The organism is Paenibacillus ottowii (genome assembly GCF_006874425.1).
In the GTDB taxonomy this organism is placed as follows: Bacteria; Bacillota; Bacilli; order Paenibacillales; family Paenibacillaceae; genus Paenibacillus; species Paenibacillus ottowii.
Window position 1 is genome coordinate 298225 of record NZ_VIJZ01000002.1, and the last position, 20263, is coordinate 318487.

Annotated in this window: 20 protein-coding genes; 1 reads left to right on the forward strand and 19 read right to left on the reverse strand. The window is 46.0% G+C overall.

Annotated features, from left to right (window positions below; genetic code table 11):
• Positions 1-115 precede the first annotated feature (115 nt).
• Positions 116-466, forward strand: coding sequence for a nuclear transport factor 2 family protein (locus tag FKV70_RS05520; protein ID WP_142612061.1), 351 nt, complete (start codon positions 116-118; stop codon positions 464-466).
• 102 nt (positions 467-568) lie between these two features.
• Here the strand turns inward: FKV70_RS05520 and FKV70_RS05525 are convergent, their stop codons facing one another.
• The 19 genes from FKV70_RS05525 to panB form a co-directional block, all read right to left on the reverse strand.
• Entirely contained in the window at positions 569-1180 is a 612-nt protein-coding gene (locus FKV70_RS05525; RefSeq protein ID WP_142612062.1) for a flavin reductase family protein, read from the reverse strand.
• A 165-nt stretch (positions 1181-1345) separates the two neighbouring features.
• Positions 1346-2128 (reverse strand): hypothetical protein, encoded by a 783-nt coding sequence (locus FKV70_RS05530; RefSeq protein ID WP_142612063.1) that lies wholly within the window; start codon positions 2126-2128, stop codon positions 1346-1348.
• Between the two features lies 1 nt (position 2129).
• Complete coding sequence (locus FKV70_RS05535) at positions 2130-3395, reverse strand: hypothetical protein (protein ID WP_063213444.1); 1266 nt, start codon at positions 3393-3395, stop codon at positions 2130-2132.
• Between the two features lie 87 nt (positions 3396-3482).
• Positions 3483-3950: a hypothetical protein gene (locus FKV70_RS05540; protein WP_142612064.1), complete on the reverse strand. Its 468-nt coding sequence runs from the start codon at positions 3948-3950 to the stop codon at positions 3483-3485.
• Entirely contained in the window at positions 3947-4567 is a 621-nt protein-coding gene (locus tag FKV70_RS05545; protein ID WP_142612065.1) for an RNA polymerase sigma factor, read from the reverse strand. Before FKV70_RS05545 ends, FKV70_RS05540 begins: the two co-directional genes overlap by 4 nt.
• A gap of 118 nt (positions 4568-4685) precedes the next feature.
• Positions 4686-5414, reverse strand: coding sequence for a DnaD domain-containing protein (locus tag FKV70_RS05550; protein ID WP_142612066.1), 729 nt, complete (start codon positions 5412-5414; stop codon positions 4686-4688).
• A 3-nt stretch (positions 5415-5417) separates the two neighbouring features.
• Entirely contained in the window at positions 5418-6713 is a 1296-nt protein-coding gene (gene asnS, locus FKV70_RS05555; protein ID WP_064796425.1) for an asparagine--tRNA ligase, read from the reverse strand.
• 133 nt (positions 6714-6846) lie between these two features.
• Complete coding sequence (locus FKV70_RS05560) at positions 6847-8043, reverse strand: acetate/propionate family kinase (protein ID WP_063213449.1); 1197 nt, start codon at positions 8041-8043, stop codon at positions 6847-6849.
• On the reverse strand, positions 8040-8912 hold the full coding sequence (locus FKV70_RS05565; protein WP_142612067.1) for a 3-hydroxyacyl-CoA dehydrogenase family protein: 873 nt from the start codon (positions 8910-8912) through the stop codon (positions 8040-8042). The genes FKV70_RS05560 and FKV70_RS05565 overlap by 4 nt, the downstream gene beginning before the upstream one ends.
• A 136-nt stretch (positions 8913-9048) precedes the next feature.
• Positions 9049-10551: an AAA family ATPase gene (locus FKV70_RS05570; RefSeq protein WP_142612068.1), complete on the reverse strand. Its 1503-nt coding sequence runs from the start codon at positions 10549-10551 to the stop codon at positions 9049-9051.
• Positions 10544-11077 carry a hypothetical protein gene (locus FKV70_RS05575; RefSeq protein WP_063213452.1) on the reverse strand — a complete coding sequence of 178 codons (534 nt, stop codon included), beginning with the start codon at positions 11075-11077 and terminating at the stop codon, positions 10544-10546. The genes FKV70_RS05570 and FKV70_RS05575 overlap by 8 nt, the downstream gene beginning before the upstream one ends.
• A 454-nt stretch (positions 11078-11531) precedes the next feature.
• Positions 11532-12056: a cell wall elongation regulator TseB-like domain-containing protein gene (locus FKV70_RS05580; protein ID WP_142612069.1), complete on the reverse strand. Its 525-nt coding sequence runs from the start codon at positions 12054-12056 to the stop codon at positions 11532-11534.
• Positions 12057-12093: 37 nt separating this feature from the next.
• Entirely contained in the window at positions 12094-13395 is a 1302-nt protein-coding gene (locus tag FKV70_RS05585; RefSeq protein ID WP_063213454.1) for an amidohydrolase, read from the reverse strand.
• Positions 13382-14035, reverse strand: a complete 654-nt coding sequence (locus FKV70_RS05590; RefSeq protein ID WP_142612070.1) for a redox-sensing transcriptional repressor Rex — start codon at positions 14033-14035, stop codon at positions 13382-13384. The genes FKV70_RS05585 and FKV70_RS05590 overlap by 14 nt, the downstream gene beginning before the upstream one ends.
• A 27-nt stretch (positions 14036-14062) precedes the next feature.
• The gene (dinG, locus tag FKV70_RS05595) at positions 14063-16945 is read right to left on the reverse strand and encodes an ATP-dependent DNA helicase DinG (protein ID WP_142612071.1); all 2883 of its coding nucleotides are present in this window, start codon (positions 16943-16945) and stop codon (positions 14063-14065) included.
• 157 nt (positions 16946-17102) lie between these two features.
• Positions 17103-17735 carry a tetratricopeptide repeat protein gene (locus FKV70_RS05600; RefSeq protein ID WP_064796421.1) on the reverse strand — a complete coding sequence of 211 codons (633 nt, stop codon included), beginning with the start codon at positions 17733-17735 and terminating at the stop codon, positions 17103-17105.
• An 82-nt stretch (positions 17736-17817) separates the two neighbouring features.
• Positions 17818-18201, reverse strand: coding sequence for an aspartate 1-decarboxylase (gene panD / locus FKV70_RS05605; protein WP_013371641.1), 384 nt, complete (start codon positions 18199-18201; stop codon positions 17818-17820).
• Entirely contained in the window at positions 18194-19132 is a 939-nt protein-coding gene (gene panC / locus FKV70_RS05610) for a pantoate--beta-alanine ligase (protein ID WP_142612072.1), read from the reverse strand. The genes panD and panC overlap by 8 nt, the downstream gene beginning before the upstream one ends.
• Entirely contained in the window at positions 19129-20037 is a 909-nt protein-coding gene (gene panB / locus FKV70_RS05615) for a 3-methyl-2-oxobutanoate hydroxymethyltransferase (RefSeq protein WP_142612073.1), read from the reverse strand. The genes panC and panB overlap by 4 nt, the downstream gene beginning before the upstream one ends.
• Positions 20038-20263: the final 226 nt, after the last annotated feature.

Here is a 20263-nt window from a genome sequence, read left to right on the forward strand (position 1 = left end):
AAAAATTGGTCATCAAATGTCGGGAACGGAGCCTAGCGAAAGCACGGTACGTTCTCTTTTTTATTCAAAAGAGTTCTAGCCCACTGGCAAGATAAAAATGAGTTGAGGTGGTCCGGTGAGTAAAGTTTTAGAAGATATAATACTAAATTTAGAAAAGCAGCTGATGCATGCTCAGAGAGAGGATTTTGAAAGACTATTAGCTGATGACTATCTTGAGTATGGTTCGTCGGGTAAAAAGTACGATAAGTCAATGCAATTAAGCTTTTTAATTGGTAAATCTCCATTAGACTATATTCCATTTGTGATTACTGACTTTAACATAAGGCTGTTATCTTCAAATATTGTACATGCAACATACTGTACGGAATCGATTGATGCCGGAAATAAGTCACTTAGAAGTTCCATTTGGAAATTAAATGAAGGACAATGGCAATTGGTTTTTCATCAGGGCACTCCAACCCACTAGAGTCTCATTCTAAACCTTCGATCTCCTAAATCCTGTAAACATCTTTGAATATTTTCATTGCCTGGGAAGTTCCTTTTGCTTCATGTTGTAAAAAAACGTCCCCTATTGGGGACGCTCCAGCGTGAATTGCTCTCCTAGCTTTGCATAGTTATTCCCAGCCAACCGACTCACCGGACGCAACTCCTTGGCAATCACATATGTATTTTGGTACGCTTCCTCCGACAAATGATACTGCACTACGCGACCAATTAATAGATCACAGGCAGGTGTGTCCTCCTTGCCTCCCAGCGGGATCACTTTCTCCAAAATACATTCCATGCGAATCTTCGCTTCCGTCACACCCGGAACGGCGATTTTTGTACTCTGGATCGGAGTAAGACCTGCCAGTGCAATCTCACTCTCCTCCGGCGACAGACGGGAAGCCGTCACATTCACCGCCCCCACGTTGTCTTCGTCTGTAATATGTACGACAAAAGCATTATGCTCTATCGCATTACGTGCTGTATCTTTGGAAACTCCATCAACACGCTGTACGGATACAGACAGCAGTGGCGGCTCGGCGGCAACGATAGAAAAATAACTGAAAGGAGCACCATTCAGCACCCCTTTGCTGCTCAAAGTCGTAACAAACGCTACCGGCCTTGGGATAATACTTCCGGTCAACAGCTTATAATTTTCACGCTCTGTAAGTGTGTCAGGATTCAATGAAATCATTTTTTCCCTCTTTTCCAGTTACATTCGCTCTTTCGAATGCATATCATCAAATTACGCCTGGTTAAGCAACTATATGTTTGAACTAGTGACATAGCGAAAACCCAAGCTCCCTAACAAGTATCGCGTGTATAATACAAAATGTAAAGCTGAAGCTGGAAGCACTCTCTATTTTTCAATCACATTTCCCTGACTGTCACGCACAGTAACCGCTATTCCCTCAGGCACAGCAATGGTAACGTCCAGCTGATGATGTGTTTGCATAAAACGTGTGGGAACCTGGCTGAGAAGTACATACAGTGTATCTCCAACTTGCTTTGTTTGATACAGCTCCATTCCTTTGAAATCTTCCTCATTGCCTGTATAGACATAACTCCCGAACACATGCACCTCCGGTGAGGTGGTTGCGTCAATTTTGACTGCATAAGGGTCTTCACCCTGCACAATCACCTTGGTTACTCCGGCTGGCAGCTTTTCATGCCAATCTGGAAGAATCCTTGTTTCCTGTACCGAACTCATTATTTCTCTAACTTGCGGAGTGATCCCTAATGAACTGACCAGCGCAAATCCAATACAACAAAAAACCAATACCGCCGTAATAAACATGCTAAACACATCATATCGAATGCGCTCACGTGTCCCTTTCCAGGCAGTATACATTAAAATTTCCAGTCCCAGCAAAACAAATACGACAGGCCACCAGGTTAGTGCCTGATCCAGTATGCCTACTCCCCAAAACTTGGAGGCAAACGTTACGCCCCCCAGCAGCACCAAGAACAGCCCCATTGATAGTCTTCCGACTTTCCATACACCTGTTGGCGCGTTGGAGTTCTTAGAGGTACTATTCTTATGAGATGAAGTGCCCAATATGCCTGTTGCACCAGTCATGTCGTTTTGAGAGTGATGGGCTCCCTTAAAGGAAGCCTCACTCTTTGAAAATTCAGTATCCATTTTATCGTTTCTCCTTTGCTCGCTTAGATTTGGAATTGCCGATCATCATCCAAACACCGCCGCCAATTAATAGGAGGGAGACAATAATGGTTCTTAAATACATGTCAACTATGTTGTAAATTCGTTCATCCGGGAACAGGCGATCCAGTGTTGGAACAAGTACGTTAATCAGGATGTAGTATGCACCCAGCAGAAGCAGTCCTAAGCCTACCCAGCGGTGATATTGAGCAAACATACCGATCACAGGCTTGTCGATCAGCTGCTCCCGTCCATAACGGCTTACCTGCTGCAATGCATCAAAAAAGCTGTAAAACCAGACCACCGGAATGAGGAACAAAAAGAGTGAGAGATGTAGCACGTCCAGTATATAGATAAATCCTAAAAATAGTAGCATAAGCTGGAGTCCACGTTTTTGCAAACCAATATACATATGCCCAGCACCCGGAAATACCGATAAAATGGTAGCCAGCATTTTACTACGACGTCCCTCAACTCTTCCATGCTCCAGTTCCTCAAACAAAGTCCGATCCTGAAGAATGTCTCCGGCTTGTTTGCGGTGTACATGCTGCACCGCATCAAACATACAATACAGCCAAATAATCGGCAATACGCCCGCAAACGCCAAAAATCCGGATTCGTTCGTAATGCTGGTAATAAAGACGAGAATCGCTCCAAAGCCAAAGAAGGATAGCAGAAAAGACAAGCCACGCTGCATCAGCCCCAAATGAAGGTGTCCCAATCCAGGAATAAATGACAGCAAAATCGTAAAAAATCGCTCATTGTCTGATCCTTTTTGAAAAGCAGGTGATCCTGCCATACCATAGTAGCCTTGTTGATAATGGTTATGGTCTGGGCCAGATCCCATACCCGCTCCCGGGGCATTTGTGCCTGTGTCCGTTGCCCCCTCTGGTACCTCTCCTGTTAAACCAGTCTCTCCATAAGGTCCACTTTGCGAGTAAAAGCCATATGGATTGGGTCCTACATGAGGGGGATATGGAGCAGCAACTGCACGAGGATCATAACGTAACAAGCTAATCACAATGTGCAGCATGCTGAGTCCCCACAAAAGAGCAGCAACAAATATACTTCCCAGAAAAGGCGTTCCATCCCTTGACACTACTGAAAAAAATAATCCTCCAGCCAGAAATCCGAAAAACAAAATAGTATATACAAACGAATTGGCTTTTCTGGTCCAGTAATAATGTCCTACACCTGGAATGATGTTCAATAGAAATGCCAAGAGCTTGCTTCGTTCCGTATAAGGCATTGCTACACTTCCTTTCTATTTATGAGAACTTGATAAATGTCCAACTGAAGGCTGGTTTAAACTTGTTCATCTTACCCTTTCATTTATTCAGGGCTTTAATTTATCGAGCCAGGTTGTTGTAGCTTGCATGATTTCTTCGCTGTAAGACACGCGTTCATTGGGAGGCATCTGCTTTCCGCCTGAATGCGGCATCATTTTGTCAAAGGCTCCACTAGATAGCAAGATCAACGTTAGGCTTGCCGCAATAACATAATGAAATACAGGTTTTTCAAACCAACGGCGTTTTTTGAATACAACTTGATTCGGCACTTCTATATCGGGGAGAACGGCCATTACCTGATCTGTGAAGCGTTCCGTATCCATCCAGGCAGAGTATTCTTTCAGTGCCGGCTCTAATTGCTCCAATGCAACAAGATATAACATTAGCGCTTGTTCATCTTGTAACAAGAGCTTTTCCAGCCGAGTAGATTCCTCTATCGTACAAGTTCCTGTAATGTATGCATGCCAGTCATTCGTTTGCCCTTCCATCCACGGTCTATCCTGTTGGTCAGTCATCGCCATTCCTCCTCCTTCCAGTGATTTCGAATCCATAGTCGTGCCCGATAGAGTCTGGACTCTACCGTTTTTAAAGCTACCTGCGTTTCTTGTGCGATTTGATCGTAGGTTTTGCCCTGCATATAGTAAGCTTGAATAATATCCCGATGTTGCTCGGGTAACTGGGCGATTTTTTGTGATAGTTCTACTGTTTGTTCTTCGCGGATGAGACGGGCCAGTACATCCTCATCCGGGGAAGGAAGCTGCACAAGGGATTGTGCCACGTCTATAAGCTCTGCAGGCCGCCTGTCTTGTTTGCGTTTGATATCCAGCGCTTTATGGAGCGCAATTCGGCTCAGCCACGTTTTAAACCCTTCGTTCCGGTACTGGGGGAGAGACTTGTACACCTGAACGAACGCCTCCTGCGCGGCATCTTCCGCTTCCTTACTGTCATGTAATACCGAATAGGCCACATGAAATACATGCTTGCTGTACAACTCTACGATCTCACGGAACGCCTGCCGGTCACCAGACCGGATTCGTTCAATGATTCTCTCTATATCAATGACGCTCTCCCCCTTCCCAATACTATAGACGCCAGAGAATTTTCTCCCCCTGCATATTTCGAAAAAAAATATTTAAAAAGGACACACCCTTCAACTCGAAAGGTGCGTCCTCTATCATTAAAGCTTATTTACACTTCATTGTGAAAGTTATAATGCATAAATCGGTTACCTGAAAGGTCGTTCTATGATTTTAACTACGACCACCACTACGGAATCGCTGGGCATATTCTTTCGCATCCTGAGCATTACGGACCCGGTTTCGGCTCCACTCTAACAAAATGCGATCTATATACCGGAAATGTACTTTCCCGGCAAACACCGCTTCCTTCAGAGCCAGCAAAATCAGCTCCTCCGGATACCGATCCTGATCCACCCAGCTGCTGATCGTCTCGTATTCCATCGGTGATAACGGTCGGCCGAATTCTTTCTCAAAAATCGTGAACAAATTTCGTTCTTCTGTAAGCGGGGATTCCGATATTCCATTCAGTAAATCCGGCTTCCCGGCAAACAAAATGTCATCTTCATCGTGCTGCTCTGAACGCTCGGCGATCATACATTCAGCCAGCTTGCGATACAGCCCCGTCAAGTTATAACGTTCAAATTGCACAGATGAGCTGCGGTCTTCTACGGAATCTATCCGCAAAAATCCTTCTTTCATGAGCTTGCTGAAATAAAGTGCGATTTCGTTTGCAGTGCAACCCATACGAGCCTGCAATTGCTCCCATGTCGGAAAATCATTACGTTCCGCTTGTTTAAATGCAAGTAACTGCATCAGCAGCAGCATTTCACCATCCGTCAGCCGAAGCGTCCGATAATGCTTGAGCAGGGCGTAGGGAATTTGAACCATTCCGGTTTCCATAGCGTAGGCTACTCCCTCCGCCCATTCTGCCGCTGATGTCTTGTTGAATGATCCTGTCATTGATTATGGATACAAACGATACAGCATACGTGGGAACGGAATTGTTTCACGTACATGATCGAGTCCACAAATCCAGGCCACTGTACGCTCCAGTCCCAATCCAAAGCCGGAATGCGGAACGGTACCATAGGTGCGCAGATCCATATACCATTGGTAAGCCTCACGTGGCAAATTATGCTCGTTAAAACGTTCTTCCATCAGTGCTGGATCGTCAATCCGTTGGGAACCCCCGATAATTTCGCCATACCCTTCAGGTGCGATCATATCGGCGCACAGAACAACCTCTGGGCGGGCTGGGTCAGGTTTCATATAGAATGCTTTAATGTGAGTCGGCCAATGCGTAATGAACACGGGCTTGTTATATCTTTCGGCAATAGCTGTTTCATGAGGAGCACCAAAGTCTTCACCCCACGGGATATCGAATCCTTCACCTTGAAGGAAGGCAATTGCCTCATCGTACGTAATCCGTGGGAATTCGCCTTGAATTTGTTCCAGCTTCGAAACATCGCGTCCGATAGCTTCAAGCTCCTTTGCACAATTTTTCAGAACAGACTGCACGATATGGCTTACAAACTGCTCCTGAATGCACAAGGATTCTTCATGATCCACAAACGCCATCTCAGGCTCGATCATCCAGAACTCAATCAAGTGACGGCGTGTTTTGGACTTTTCCGCACGGAAGGTTGGACCAAAGGAATACACTTTACCCAGCGCCATTGCCGCAGCTTCCATGTACAATTGTCCACTTTGTGTCAAATAGGCATCTTCGTCAAAATATTTGATATGGAACAACTCTGTTGTACCTTCTGCAGAAGATGGAGTTAAAATAGGCGGGTCTACTTTCGTAAAACCATTGCCGTTGAAAAATTCCTGTACAGCCCGGATAATTTCCGCCCGGATAATCAGAACAGCACGTTGCTTGGCGGAACGCAGCCACAAGTGGCGATGGTCCATCAGAAAGTCTACACCGTGCTCTTTGGGAGTAATCGGGTAGTTTTCGGTCAAATGAATGATTTCAATACCTGTAACCGTTAGTTCAAAGCCCGATTGGCTACGTGGCTCCTCACGCACGATTCCAGTTACATAAAGGGAGCTCTCTTGAGTCAAGGATTTGGCGTCATTCCAAATATCCTCCGACACTTCGCTTTTCACGATAACCCCTTGAATATACCCGCTGCCGTCTCGCAGTTGCAGGAACTGAATTTTACCACTGGACCGCTTATTGTTTACCCAAGCGCCGATTGTAACCGTTTCCCCTACATGGCGGCCCACTTGGGCAATCGTACTTTTATTTGTCATGACCGTCTTCTCTCCTTAAACCGAAAATCAAACAGCCCTTCCCCTTGGGTCAGGCTGTTTGCTCTCGCTGTTTGGTGCATGCAGAACTTAAACTATAGGTCCGCATGTATAAAGTTTACATTTAGGGACCGAACTACTGAACCAGACGGAACGTATCACGGGCAATTACCAGTTCTTCGTTCGTTGGAATGATCAGTACTTCTACCTTCGAGTTTGCAGTTGTAATCCGACGAATCTCGCCAGAACGAACAGCATTCAACGATTCATCCAGTTCGATACCGAGGAATGTCAGTTGCTCCAACACTCTTTTACGCAGAACGACGGAGTTTTCGCCTACGCCTGCCGTAAATACAATTACGTCTACCCCGTTCATTGCGGCAGCATACGAACCAATATACTTACGCAGACGGTATTCATACATTTCAAATGCCAATGTAGTATTAGGCTCGCCTTTTTCCATACCTTCTGTGACTTCACGCATATCACTGCTGATACCAGAAATAGCTAGAAGTCCACTATGCTTGTTCAGCATGGAATTGACTTCATTGACAGTCAATTCTTCTTTGTTCATGACATAAGGCACGATCGCTGGATCCAAATCACCACTACGAGTACCCATCATAAGACCTTCTAATGGAGTCATACCCATGGAAGTATCTACGGACAAACCGCCTTGAACTGCTGTTACACTACCGCCATTACCGATATGACAAGTGATAATCTTCAGGTCTTCCAAAGGACGGCCGACAAATTTGGCAGCTTCCTTACTTACAAAGTCATGGGAGGTACCGTGTGCACCGTAACGACGAACCTTGTACTTATTGTACAACACTCTAGGGATGGCGTACATATAAGCTTTTTCAGGCATAGTTTGATGGAACGAAGTATCGAATACCACAACCTGCGGTACTTCTGGCATATTCGTCTCAGCCGCTTTAATCCCCATCATGGATGCCGGGTTATGCAGCGGAGCCAGGTCGAACAAACGGCGGATTTCACTCTTCGCTTCAGGTGTTACGAGTGCTGACTGTTTGAAGATTTCGCCACCATGAACCACACGATGACCCACAGCCTGAATTTCACTAATACTGGAGATGACACCATGCTCTGCATCTGTGAGTGCATTCAGCACTTTGCGGATGGCTGTAGTGTGCTCCAAAATTTCGCTAACTTCAGTGTATTCTTCCTTATTGGTTGGTTTATGCGTCAGAATAGAGGAATCCATACCAATACGTTCTACCAAACCTTTTGCCAAAACGGACTCGTCCGTCATATCATATAATTGGTATTTCAGGGAAGAACTACCTGCGTTGATTACGAGAATTTTCATATCCGGTCACCATCCTTGTCATACTTGAAGAAACCTTCGCCCGATTTCACGCCCAGATTACCTGCACGCACCATTTTCTTCAGGACGATGGACGGACGGTATTTCAGCTCGCCAAATTCACGGAACATCCGCTCCAAAGCGGCCAGAACGGAATCCAGACCAAAGCGGTCAGCCATTTCCAAAGGACCGTTTTGGAAGCTGTAGCCGATACGCATAGCATCATCGATATCTTCCGCGGAAGCTACACCCTCTTGAAGTACATGAGCCGCTTCGTTAATCAGGAGGCAGATAATCCGGCTAGTTACAAAGCCAGGAGATTCATAAATCATGACTCCTTTTTTCTCCACAATTTCTTCCACAAACATTTTAGTGTTTTCAAATGTTTCGTCTGATGTTTTCAAACCACGAATAATTTCCACAAGATCAATACGGGATACTGGATAAATAAAGTGCATACCAATAACACGCTCTGGATACTTGGTCGAGCTAGCAAGCTCGGTCAGGCTCAGCGTGGATGTATTACTTGCAAGAATAATATTGCTTGGACACACATGATCCAGCTCTTGGAAAACAGCTTTCTTCTCGTCCAGATTCTCTGTAATGGTTTCAATCACCATATCACAGCTAGCAAGCTCCGCCAGATGGGATACTTTTTCAATGCGAGATAAAATCAATTTTTTCTCTGCTTGAGTAATTGCCCATTTTTCGAGTTGCTTGTCTAGACTTGTTTCAATCATATTATAAGCGTAGTCTAGTTTCTCTGGTGTCTGCTCTACTAGCAGCACATCGATTCCTTTGGACGCGAGCATTTCAGAAATACCCTGTCCCATGGTGCCGCCGCCAATGACGCCGATTTTTTTAAATTGCATGGTTCTTAACTCCACCCTTTCCTGGTCACTCTCATATATTGTATCCTTCTTTGTCGAAAAATACATGTTTATGTCCCAATAGATAATAATATCTTAGCACGGACTAAAAGTAAAAAAAAATAACCAGCATAAAAAATTATGCTGGTAATAAAGCATTTTCACTAAATTGACATCTAAATTGATCTCCGGACAGAGTTTCTTCCTTCATCAGGATATCAAGAGAATTGTCGAACACAGGACGGTGCTTTTCCAACAACTCCAAAGTCCGGTTATGCAGATCATTCATAATCTCGCCATTTTCCCGCATAAGTTCTTCTTTTGTAACCATTTCCATGTTAATAATTCCAAGAGAAGTCAATCCGGAAGTCATCATCGTATGAACGATGTTCAGTGCCTGCTCAAAATCATTGCTTGAACCAGTACTCCGGCCCCCGTAGTACATTTCTTCAGCCGTAGCCCCTGCGAGCGAAATCATAATCTGCTCTTCCAGGTACTGCTTGGTATATAAATAATGCTCCTGCTGTGGATTGTGACGCACATAACCGAGCGCTTTCCCACGCGGACTGAGCGCTACTTGACTTACGCTGCCAGGGCGAACGATTTCAGCCATTATAGCATGTCCCAACTCGTGAATCGCTACACGTTTTTTCTCTTCCAGTGTCGATTCTCGGTCTGTTTTTTCACCCATCATCACCTTGTCAATCGCCATAGACAGATGACTCTGCGCAATCATTTGCTGATCCTGTCTCATGGCATAGATTGCTGCTTCATTCATGACGCTCTCAAGCTGCGCACCGGAAAAACCGTACGACTCCTCTGCGATTTTGTCCAAATTCGCATCTTCCTGGATCGGTTTGTTTTTGGCATGAATTTTAAGGATATGAAGACGGCCTTTCTTATCAGGCAAATCTACTTGAATATGACGGTCAAAACGTCCTGGACGCGTTAAGGCGCTGTCCAGCATTTCTTTACGATTCGTTGCCGCAATGAGCAATATCCGCGGTGTATCTGCCGAATAAATGCCATCCATTTCTGTCAGCAATTGATTCAGAGTCTGATCATATTCTCGTTGCTGTCCGCCCTCACGCTTACCGCCAATAACATCAATCTCATCAATAAAAATAATTGCATTTTCTTTCTTTTCCTTGGCTGCACGAGTGCGAGCCTCCCGAAACAACTCACGGACACGACCTGCGCCGACACCCACGTACATTTCAACAAATTCACTACCTGAAGCTGCAACAAACACAGAGTTGGTATAATGTGCAGCTGCTTTCGCCATCAGCGTTTTTCCTGTTCCCGGAGGGCCTGTGAGCAAAACACCTTTTAATGGACGAATGCCAAACTTGGAAATTTCATCATGTCGATTCAAAAAATCCAAGGCTTCACGCAATTCCTGTTTTGCGCTTTCTTGACCACCAATTTCCTCAAAAGTCAGCTTGTCCGGGCCATTTTTTTTACGTTTGCGTTCTTGCCCAGCACCTACGGCCAAGCCGCCACGCGCATGCATCAGCATTAACAAGCCGCTGAGCATCACGCCCGCAACCAGCAGAGGGATAATATTTACCCCTATAAAAACGAGAAATATAATGGTCACCGGTATAATACCGATTAATATTTCCTTGATCCATCTAGGCATTAGGCCATACCCCCATTTGCTGAGATTGACGTGGCAAAACGATAAACTTCGTCGCGTTGCCTTCACTGAGTCGGATATAGACATTGTTCGAATCCATATCGGTATCAGCCTTGATCCCTGCTTTTTTCTTTTTCATCTGCTCAACTGTAGATGAAATTTGAGTATATTTTTTATTTTCCATCGCTTCGGCTACAGGAAACATAGCTTCAGACCACCATTGATTCAGTGATGAATTGGAATGATCTGCGATATCCAGGTTAATCGAACGGCTGCCAATGATGGACTGCCCTTTTTGCTTAACCACATCGACCAACCCGGCCACATCCGCCTGCGGTTTGAGATCAAGTTTCAAGACGACCTGATCCTGTTTAATATCTATTTGAGCGCTTTTCACGCCTGGATATTGAGATACCAGTTTTTCTAGAGGACTTTGCATTGTAACCTGACGATAAATGAACCATCCCCCAAATAACAACAAGGCTGCCAAAACGGCCGCCACAACTATAGGAACTGCACGTAACTTCAAACAACATCCTCCTCTCAAAATGTAAAACCCAGAAGAAACGGGACGAATGTCAACAAACAACCAAATTTCATGATCTTATAGCGATCAGCAACTTATTTATCTATCATATTTGTCTATCACTTATCAAATATAGTATATCATAACGTGAATCTAATATCGAAGGCAATGTGTGGAGGAGTTGTGAGAAGGCAAAATCATTGGTTATGGGTGGAAGCCGATGTCTTAGCAGAAAAATTAGCTAGGTATGGATGCTTCGCTAGCTTAAAGCCCAGCTTTGCAGCGCAGCAAGAAAAAGACGTAAATACGAATTATATCGCATTTACGCCTTTTTTTCTTCATTTCAATCATTCCAAGCTATATAGTCTGAGTGTAAAAGTTACCTTCGCGCAGCGCGGTGTCTGTTCCCTCCTACCTCAGCACTTCCAAACCACCATTCTCCATTCTTAACATCACGCTAGTAATTCGGCAAAGTATACTTTATCCCTGTCGATCCCCCATCAGAGAAACGATAGAAGGTATAGTTATGATGGCTTCCATCATCGTAAAACAGTTGCCATACATATTCGCCATTGAACACACTCGGTTGGAGTCTCACAATTTTCACATTAGGAAGTTGCTGCTGGACGATCGCCGTCATTTTTTGTTCGTCGACTCCGTTTTTTATCAGCTCAGTATGAACACCTTTTGGATCTGCAGCAGGGATGTTAGGTTGCCCCTCCATTTTCTGAAAGGGAACCCACACCATTATATTTTCATTCTGTGCGTTTTTTCCTTCAACTACCCAATATATCTGATCCCATACAGACTTCCATGTCTGAGTCGTGCTTACCAGACCACCCACTTGCTTGGCCTTAATGATAGCGGCATTTTTCTCAGCCACCTGGTCTTGAGTAACGTAGGAATAATACCAGAAAATGCTGACCAGGATCAGTATTACGGCCAAAATGGCGACCGCTATCCATTTTTTCTTATTTTTCAAACTTGTGCTTCCTCTCTAAGGGGATGTGACACCTGAATTAGCGCGACAGCAGCCCTTCAAAGGCGGCTTGTGCCTCATGTTTGATACGTTCCTCGTCCATCGTCAGGCATTCGCCATTTTTCACAACCTGACGGCCGTCTACCCATACATGAGCCACGTCTTTGGCACTTGCAGAGTATACGGCATGGGAAATAAGATCTGTACGCGGCAAGAAATGAGCTTGATTCAGATCTAACGCGATAAAGTCAGCCTTGTTGCCTGCTGCCAGCGCTCCTACCTCTTTTAAACCGATTGACTTTGCGCCATATTCTGTTGCCAGACGCAGTGCTTCATTGGCAGGAACTGCCGTAGGGTCACCAGACACTCCCTTGTGAATAAGTGCCGCCAGGCGCATTTCCTCGAACATATCCAGGTTATTATTGCTGGCAGGACCATCTGTTCCAAGAGAAACGGTCACTCCTGCACGCAGTAGTTCAGGCACTCTTGCTACGCCGCTTGCCAGCTTCAAGTTGCTGCCTGGATTATGGGAGACCGCTACACCTCGTTCTGCTAATAAGGCAATTTCTTCGTCGTTCAAGTGAACGCCGTGGGCAACCAGGGAAGGACGAGAGAAAAAGCCAAGCTTATCTAAATGTGCAACTGGACGCAAACCGTAATCACGTACGTTTTGCTCAACTTCGGCGATCGTCTCGGACATGTGCGTATGCAATGGTAAATCGAGATCATGTGCAGCTTGTACGAATTTCTCGATAAACGCAGGCGGACATGTGTACGGGGCATGCGGTGACATCATGGTTGTGATACGGCCGTCTGCTTTACCATGCCAGTTGCGCGCAAAAGTTACGGCCTCAGCCAGCTTGATCCGCTGTTCTTCTTCTGAGCATAGTCCAATTGCTCCACGCATCAGACTTGCACGAATGCCAGACTCTTCAGCTACACGAGCCACCTCATCCATATGGTCGTACATATCCAGGAAAGTCGTGGTTCCACCCTTTAGCATTTCTAACACTGACAAAGATGTTCCCCAGTACACATCTGTAGATGTAAACTTGGCCTCCATAGGCCACATTTTTTCCTGCAGCCACACTTGAAGGGCCAGATCATCTCCATATCCTCGCAGCAGAGACATCGCCGCATGACCATGAGTATTCACCAGACCAGGTAAGAACAATAGCCCCTTACCGTCGATTGCTTCCGTCTCTTCCTCACCAGCAGGCAAAGTCTCGCCAATGTAAGTAATGCGGCTATCCTCCACAATCATAAAACCATGAATTACTCCCGCTTCGGCTCCATTTACGGCAAAAGAACCGTTTTTAATTACCCATTTATTCACTGTCATATTGTGCTTCTTCCTTTCCATCCTCCAAATAATATGCGAGGCTAAGCAAATCAGTTGTAAAATCTGTGGCATGTATCCGAACGTTAGCCGGTGCCTTGAGAATGATAGGTGCAAAGTTCAGAATCGCTCCAACTCCACTCTCAATGAGCCTGTCAGCTACGTGCTGTGCCTCAAACTCAGGCACTGTAATAATCCCGATTCGAATATTTTTTTCCTTCACAGTCGCTTCCAGTTCATCCATTGGCTGAACGACCAGTGTATTGATTCTGGTTCCAACCTTATCTGGAAACGCATCAAACACTGCCACAATCTTCATATTGTCTTTTAAATATGCGTTATAGTTTGAGAGGGCTTGACCCAGATTACCCGCTCCGACCAGTACTACATTAATCTGCTGGTCGATTTTCAGGATATGGCGTATTTTCTCAATTAGATAAGAAACATCATAACCGATACCCTTCCGGCCAAAATCGCCAAAATAGGCCAGGTCTTTACGGATTTGGGCCGGATTCAAATCCAGCCTCTGCCCCAGCTCTTGAGAAGAGACCGTAGCCACTTCCCGTTTGTGCAGTGCATTCAGATAGCGTAAATATACGGGTAACCTCCGTACGACAGCCTCTGAAATTTTATCTGATTTCATACTTGCTCCCCCTAATTGTAACGGACCTTAGGTGTCCGTCCGTTGTGCCTCTGTCTCCGGGGCGGATTGGAGCCATTCCGCAATGCGTGGCACCATTTGCTCCGATGGCATATGCTCCATTTTGGGTCCCGGCAACGAGTACAAAAAGTGCTTTCCGTAATAGGATTCGATCACACGTGTATCGTAGACAATGACGACTCCGTGGTCGCTCGCTGTACGTACCAACCGACCAAATCCCTGTTTGAAACGGATCACTGCCTGTGGTACAGACAGCTTCATGAATGGATTCTTCTTCTGCTGCTGGAGCAACTCGCTTTTTGCCTCCAGTAACGGGTGATTGGGCGGTTGAAACGGCAAGCGAACGATGGCCAGGCAAGTCAGTGCCTTCCCTGGAATATCGACGCCTTCCCAGAAGCTGCTGGTTCCCAGCAGTACAGAAGCTTTGGCTTCCTGAAACCGGCGGGTTAGCTTGCTGCGGCTTCCACTGTCCACACCTTGTCCTAACACGGTAATATCACTGGATGCCAGCGCTTCTTTGAGCGGCTCATACACTTGCCGGAGCATCCGATAGGAAGTAAACAGAACAAGCATTCTCCCCCGCGTTGCCTGAGCAGTCGCCCCTAGAGAGCTAACGAGCATCTCTACAAAGTGTGCATCCCCTACACTACCCTTCACACTCGGAAAATCCCGCGGAATGACCAGCAACACCTGATCCCTGTAATTAAAAGGGGATGGGAGCTGAGAAGTCATTAATCGTCCTTGATCCGCAGCCTCCTGCAAGCCGAGTTGCTCGGTCATGTACTGAAATGACTTATCTACCGATAAAGTAGCAGATGTCAGAATAATACTTCTTTTTTTGTCAAAAAACATTTCTTTCAACTGACGGCTCACATCGACGGGCACCGCATAAAATTGCAATGACTTACTACGGAATTGCCCACTCGCTTCGAGCCAGTATACGGTTGTTTCATCATCGAGTCGTATAAAGAAACGTAAATTTTCCTTAATTCCCGCCAAATCCTTAAACAGACCCGTAATATCTGTAATGAGACTATCTGCCGCATAATCGTCATGTTCTTCCTTGACATCCAGCATCAGCTTGTCGCCCTTGCGCAAAATTTCGCTCAGCGTTACATATAGCTGATTTTCCAATGCTGCCGCCTGATCCCACTTCGCGGGCTTCGCCGATGGTTTCAGACGTGAAGAAAACTGCCCTGTTTCTCCCGGCGTTGCATCAGTACGTTCCGGCAACATGCCAAACAGCTTATCGCTTAACAGGTCCCAAGTTTCCTTAACCTCTAAAACGAGTGGATACAGCTGGTCAATGGTTGAGGCCCATTCTGTTGACTTCTCATGCCCCGATTTTGCCAACTGCTGACGTAGCGAAGGCAATTGTCCATTCTTACTGTCCTTGAACAATCGAGTCAGCGTGTGCACAAGTGTGAAATATTTCATATGCATGCCCAGGTGCTTGCCAGCTACTTCTTCTAGATGATGAGCTTCATCAATGACCAGATGTTCATAGCTCGGCAGCAGTTGGTGACTTGCTTTGACGTCGGTGAACAACTTGGAGTGATTCGTGATAACCACATCCGCTGTTCCTGCTTCATGACGTGCACGATGATAGTAGCATTTACGGAACCATGGGCAAGAACGACCAAGACAGGACTCGGAATCACTGGCCACCGTTTCCCAAAAATCCCCTCCACGGTTGCTCAGGTTTAGTTCCTCATCATCACCGGTTTCTGTCAGCGTCAGCCAGACGATCATTTGAGCCGCTGTAATTAAGTCTTCCTTTGGTGTCGCGAAGTCTCTTCTGTTTATTTTATGTTCAAACTTGCGCAGACACAAATAATGTCCCCGACCCTTAAAAATGGCAGCCCGGAACGGGAACGGAATCACTTTTGTCAGCATCGGAATATCACGCTCTCGCAATTGCTCCTGCAGATTAATGGTATGCGTGCTTACGGTGACCCTCTGCCCATATTTTACACTATGATATAGTGACGGAAGCAAATAACCTAGGGACTTCCCTGTTCCTGTCCCCGCCTCAATCAACAAATGCTTATCTTGACTCAGGGCTTGGTTTACACCCTCAATCATTTGGATCTGGGCCTCGCGCTCCTCATATTGGCTCAAAGATGAACGTAAATTGTCCCGCACATCATCCATATACTCCTCAAAGGAAACACCTGACAGCGGATTCGGATCATCTTCTCTACGCGGAGTAGCCAGCTCGGTCCAATCCTCCACTTTAAGCGCAAGCTGACGGAAAAATTGATGTTTCTCCAAATCCTGAATAGGATCAAGCTCTTTCTCTTCCCGAATACCGTCAAGAAACCAACCAAGATCACTGTCTTCCTCTGCAAACAAATCGCTAAGCCGCTGTATCGTTATCAAAGGTAATGCCTGAAGCTCACCTAGACACTTTAAAAACACCTCAGCTGTAGCCAACGCGTCACTGTCTGCCTGATGAGGGCGGTCATGTGCCAGCCCAAACTCAGAGGAAACAAAACCCAACTGGTAAGAAGATAGCGACGGGAACAAGATTTTTAGAAAATCCATCGTATCCAAAATTCTACCGCTGAAGGGTAAGTATCCGCACCGATCCAAAGCGCTTTGCAAAAAATTGAAATCAAACGCCACATTATGACCGACCAGCACGACATCGTCCAGCATAGGCACGAGTTCCATCATCATTTCTTCGAGTGAAGGCGCGTCTTTGACGTCATCGTCTGTAATCCCGGTCAAGCCGGTGATAAAAGGTGGAATAGATCTGCCAGGGTTTACATAAGAGCCGTAAACACGGGAAATGCTGTTATCATGATCTATAATTGCAAGTCCGACTTGAATGATATCATCCGCGGACTGGGTGCCTGTCGTTTCAAAATCCAATACCGCAAATTTCATTCGAGCTTAATCCTTTCTTTTGACACATACAAAAATAATAACTCCGTATAATAGCATAGCAGAAGATTGCCTGTTTGGAAATTAAGACAGCCAAAAAAGACGATGCACACGGCGCCCAAGGAGGTGGGCATGCATCGTCTTATTCGGTGTCTGACAGCTACATCCAGGTTAACATGGAGCTGTTGCATCGAAGCTTTTCGGCACCAGACAAACAGGCTTGCATATTGTGCAGTGGCTCGGGTAGCGTTGGATCGAACTGATGTGCGAGAGCAAAATATTTTTGCGCCTCTTTTACGTCAGCCTGCTTTGCCATCAAACAGCCTAACGCATTAAAAATGACGGCTTTTAGTCCTGGTTGTTCAGTTAGGTGCAGCACCTTCTGAAAATGACCTACAGCCTCTGCTGAATCATCCAGTTGAAAATAAGCCATCCCCATATACATGCAACTCTGCCAGCTGTTTGGAAAATGCTGTAGCACCTGCTTAAATTGCTGGATGGCCTCAGGGTACATAAGTAATCGATAATACCCCTGCCCCCGGTTAAAAGCCGGCAGCTCCTTTTCTGGCAATTCAGCGTCAGACATGTCGGTCTCTGCGGAAAAGCCAGCAGCACGCAAGCAAACCATTTTTTCCTCAAAAGCCAGCCACTCATCCATAATTCCATCACTCATTCTCCGCAGCAGACTCCAATTCTGCAGCAGCTCCTGTCTGCGGGGGCCCTGGGCTGATGGGTAATGCTTCACGATATCATCTAACATGCTGTTCATTTCTGCGAATACATGCTGGAACATGTGCATCCCGCCCTTACGAAAGATGGATTATTACAATCACATTTTTCGCTTAAATGAGGGGTTTCATCCGCGCTCCCATTCATTACATGATCGTCGCGTGTACTTCCTTGTTCATCGTTTGGGCTGGTTTATTATGTTCATCCACAAATACCACAGTTGGCTTGTATGTTTTGGCCTCTTCATTTGACATGGAAGCATAGGAAATAATGATGACTGTATCCCCAGGCTGAACCAGACGGGCTGCCGCACCGTTGAGACAAATCACGCCGCTTCCGCGCGGTCCTGGGATCACATAGGTTTCCAGTCGAGCTCCATTGTTATTGTTTACAATTTGAACCTTTTCATTCTCCAGCAGATCCGATGTCTCCATTAAATCTTCATCTATGGTAATACTCCCCACATAGTTCAGGTTGGCTTCGGTAACCGTCGCGCGGTGAATTTTAGATTTCATCATGGTTCTAAACATGGGAAAGTACCTCCACTTTCTGTATTCTTATATTGTCAATCAGTCGGGTATTCCCAAATTTTACAGCCAGCGCAACAATGATGTCGTCCTGCACATCACATAGACGCTGCTCAGGGCGAAGGGGCTCCAGACCAGGAAAAGTTAATATTTCAATATAGTCAATATCCGCCAAAGGAGAAGAGGCAATGGTAGACTCCACCATTTGACGTATCTGCTCCATCGTAACGGTGTTCTGTACGATATCTTCGCTCACTTCTTGCACCTTACGCAGGGACTGGGACAGGACCAACGCCTGCTTACGCTGTTCCGCACTCAAATATACATTACGGGAGCTAAGAGCCAAACCATCGGCCTCTCTGACGATAGGACAAGGTATAAGGGTCACATTCATATTGAGATCAGTCACCATTTGTTGAAGCACAGCAACCTGCTGCGCATCCTTCATTCCAAAAAAGGCCAAATCAGGACCTACCATATTAAACAGCTTGGCTACCACTGTAGTCACACCGTCAAAATGACCTGGACGGGAAGCACCGCACAAGCGGTCTGTCAAAGCGGATACGTGAATTTTGGTTTGGGTTGGCTGCGGGTACATTTCTGCTACCGTCGGCAAAAATACAATATCCACGCCTTCGCGCCGAGCTACCTCCAGATCACGAGCTTCATCGCGAGGGTAGCTGTCCAGGTCTTCGGTAGGTCCAAATTGAATTGGATTTACGAAAATGCTAAGCACCACCGTATCTGCCATTTCGCGCGCCTTTTGCATCAAGCTCGCGTGCCCTTCATGCAGGTATCCCATTGTTGGTACAAATCCAACTTTATGTTGCAGTAATGAGGCAGAATCGTGTACTTTTTTTTCTCCATTGACTCCAAGCTGCCGACGTTCGGCAATAACCTTGCGGAGCTGAGCTACTTCTCTTACGATGATCATGACTGAGATTCCACCTTTTCCTTAGCTTGTTCCCGCGCTTGTCCTTTTGCTTGTCCGTACAAGGACTCCAGGGACTCCACAACGCGATCATCCGCGCTAAACACATGCTCTTGGGCCGGGAATGCCCGCCCTTTTACATCGCTCACATATTGCTCAATACTGCTGCGGATCAAGCCGCCTACATCGGCATAGGTTTTCACAAAACGTTTGCTGAAATAAGGCGAAGCATATTGAATCAGATCGTGATAAACGAGTACCTGACCGTCACATCCACGTCCTGCACCGATTCCAATCGTCGGAATGGAAAGTTCTTTAGAAATCGCCGTTGCCACTTCCTCAGTCACCAATTCCAAGACAATACCAAAGGCACCTGCCTGTTCTAACGCCTTCGCATCTGCCATCAATCGGCGTGCGTCCGCTTCGTCCTTACCTTGAATGCGATAGCCGCCAATCTGATTCACGGATTGCGGAGTAAGCCCGATATGTCCCAGCACAGGTACACCTGCCTGAACAGTCGCTTTTACGACATCGGCAATCTCTGCTCCGCCCTCTAATTTAACCGCATGCGCATGTCCTTCCTGCATCAGACGACGGATGCCTTGTAGACTTTCGGATATACTGCTGTGATATGTCATAAAAGGCATGTCCGCTACGATAAATGTATGCTCAGCGCCTCTTGCCACTGTCCGGGAATGGTACACCATATCATCCAAGGTCACAGGGATGGTCGAATCATAACCAAGAACTACGTTCCCCAGCGAGTCCCCGACGAGAATGATGTCAATTCCCGCTTCCTCGGCTATCTTAGCCGATGGATAATCATAGGCGGTCAGCATACTGAGCGGAGTGCCCTCCTGCTTCATTTTTTTCATTTTCACAATATTCAGCGCTTGTTTTCCTGCCATTTCGAATGGCTCCCTTCCATCTTTTTTTGGCACAAAAAATAACCTTTTATGAACGCTTGTACATCTGCGTCATCAAAAGGTCCGAACAGCCAAAAAAGACACTCATTTTGAGATCGTCCCTTCTGTCTCGGTCCTGTTCGGCTCAGAGCAGAATCCAACGTAACCTTCAAATGAAGTTATGATGGTCTTACAAACTTGCTAAAGTAGAGCATGTGCCCTTGGAGTG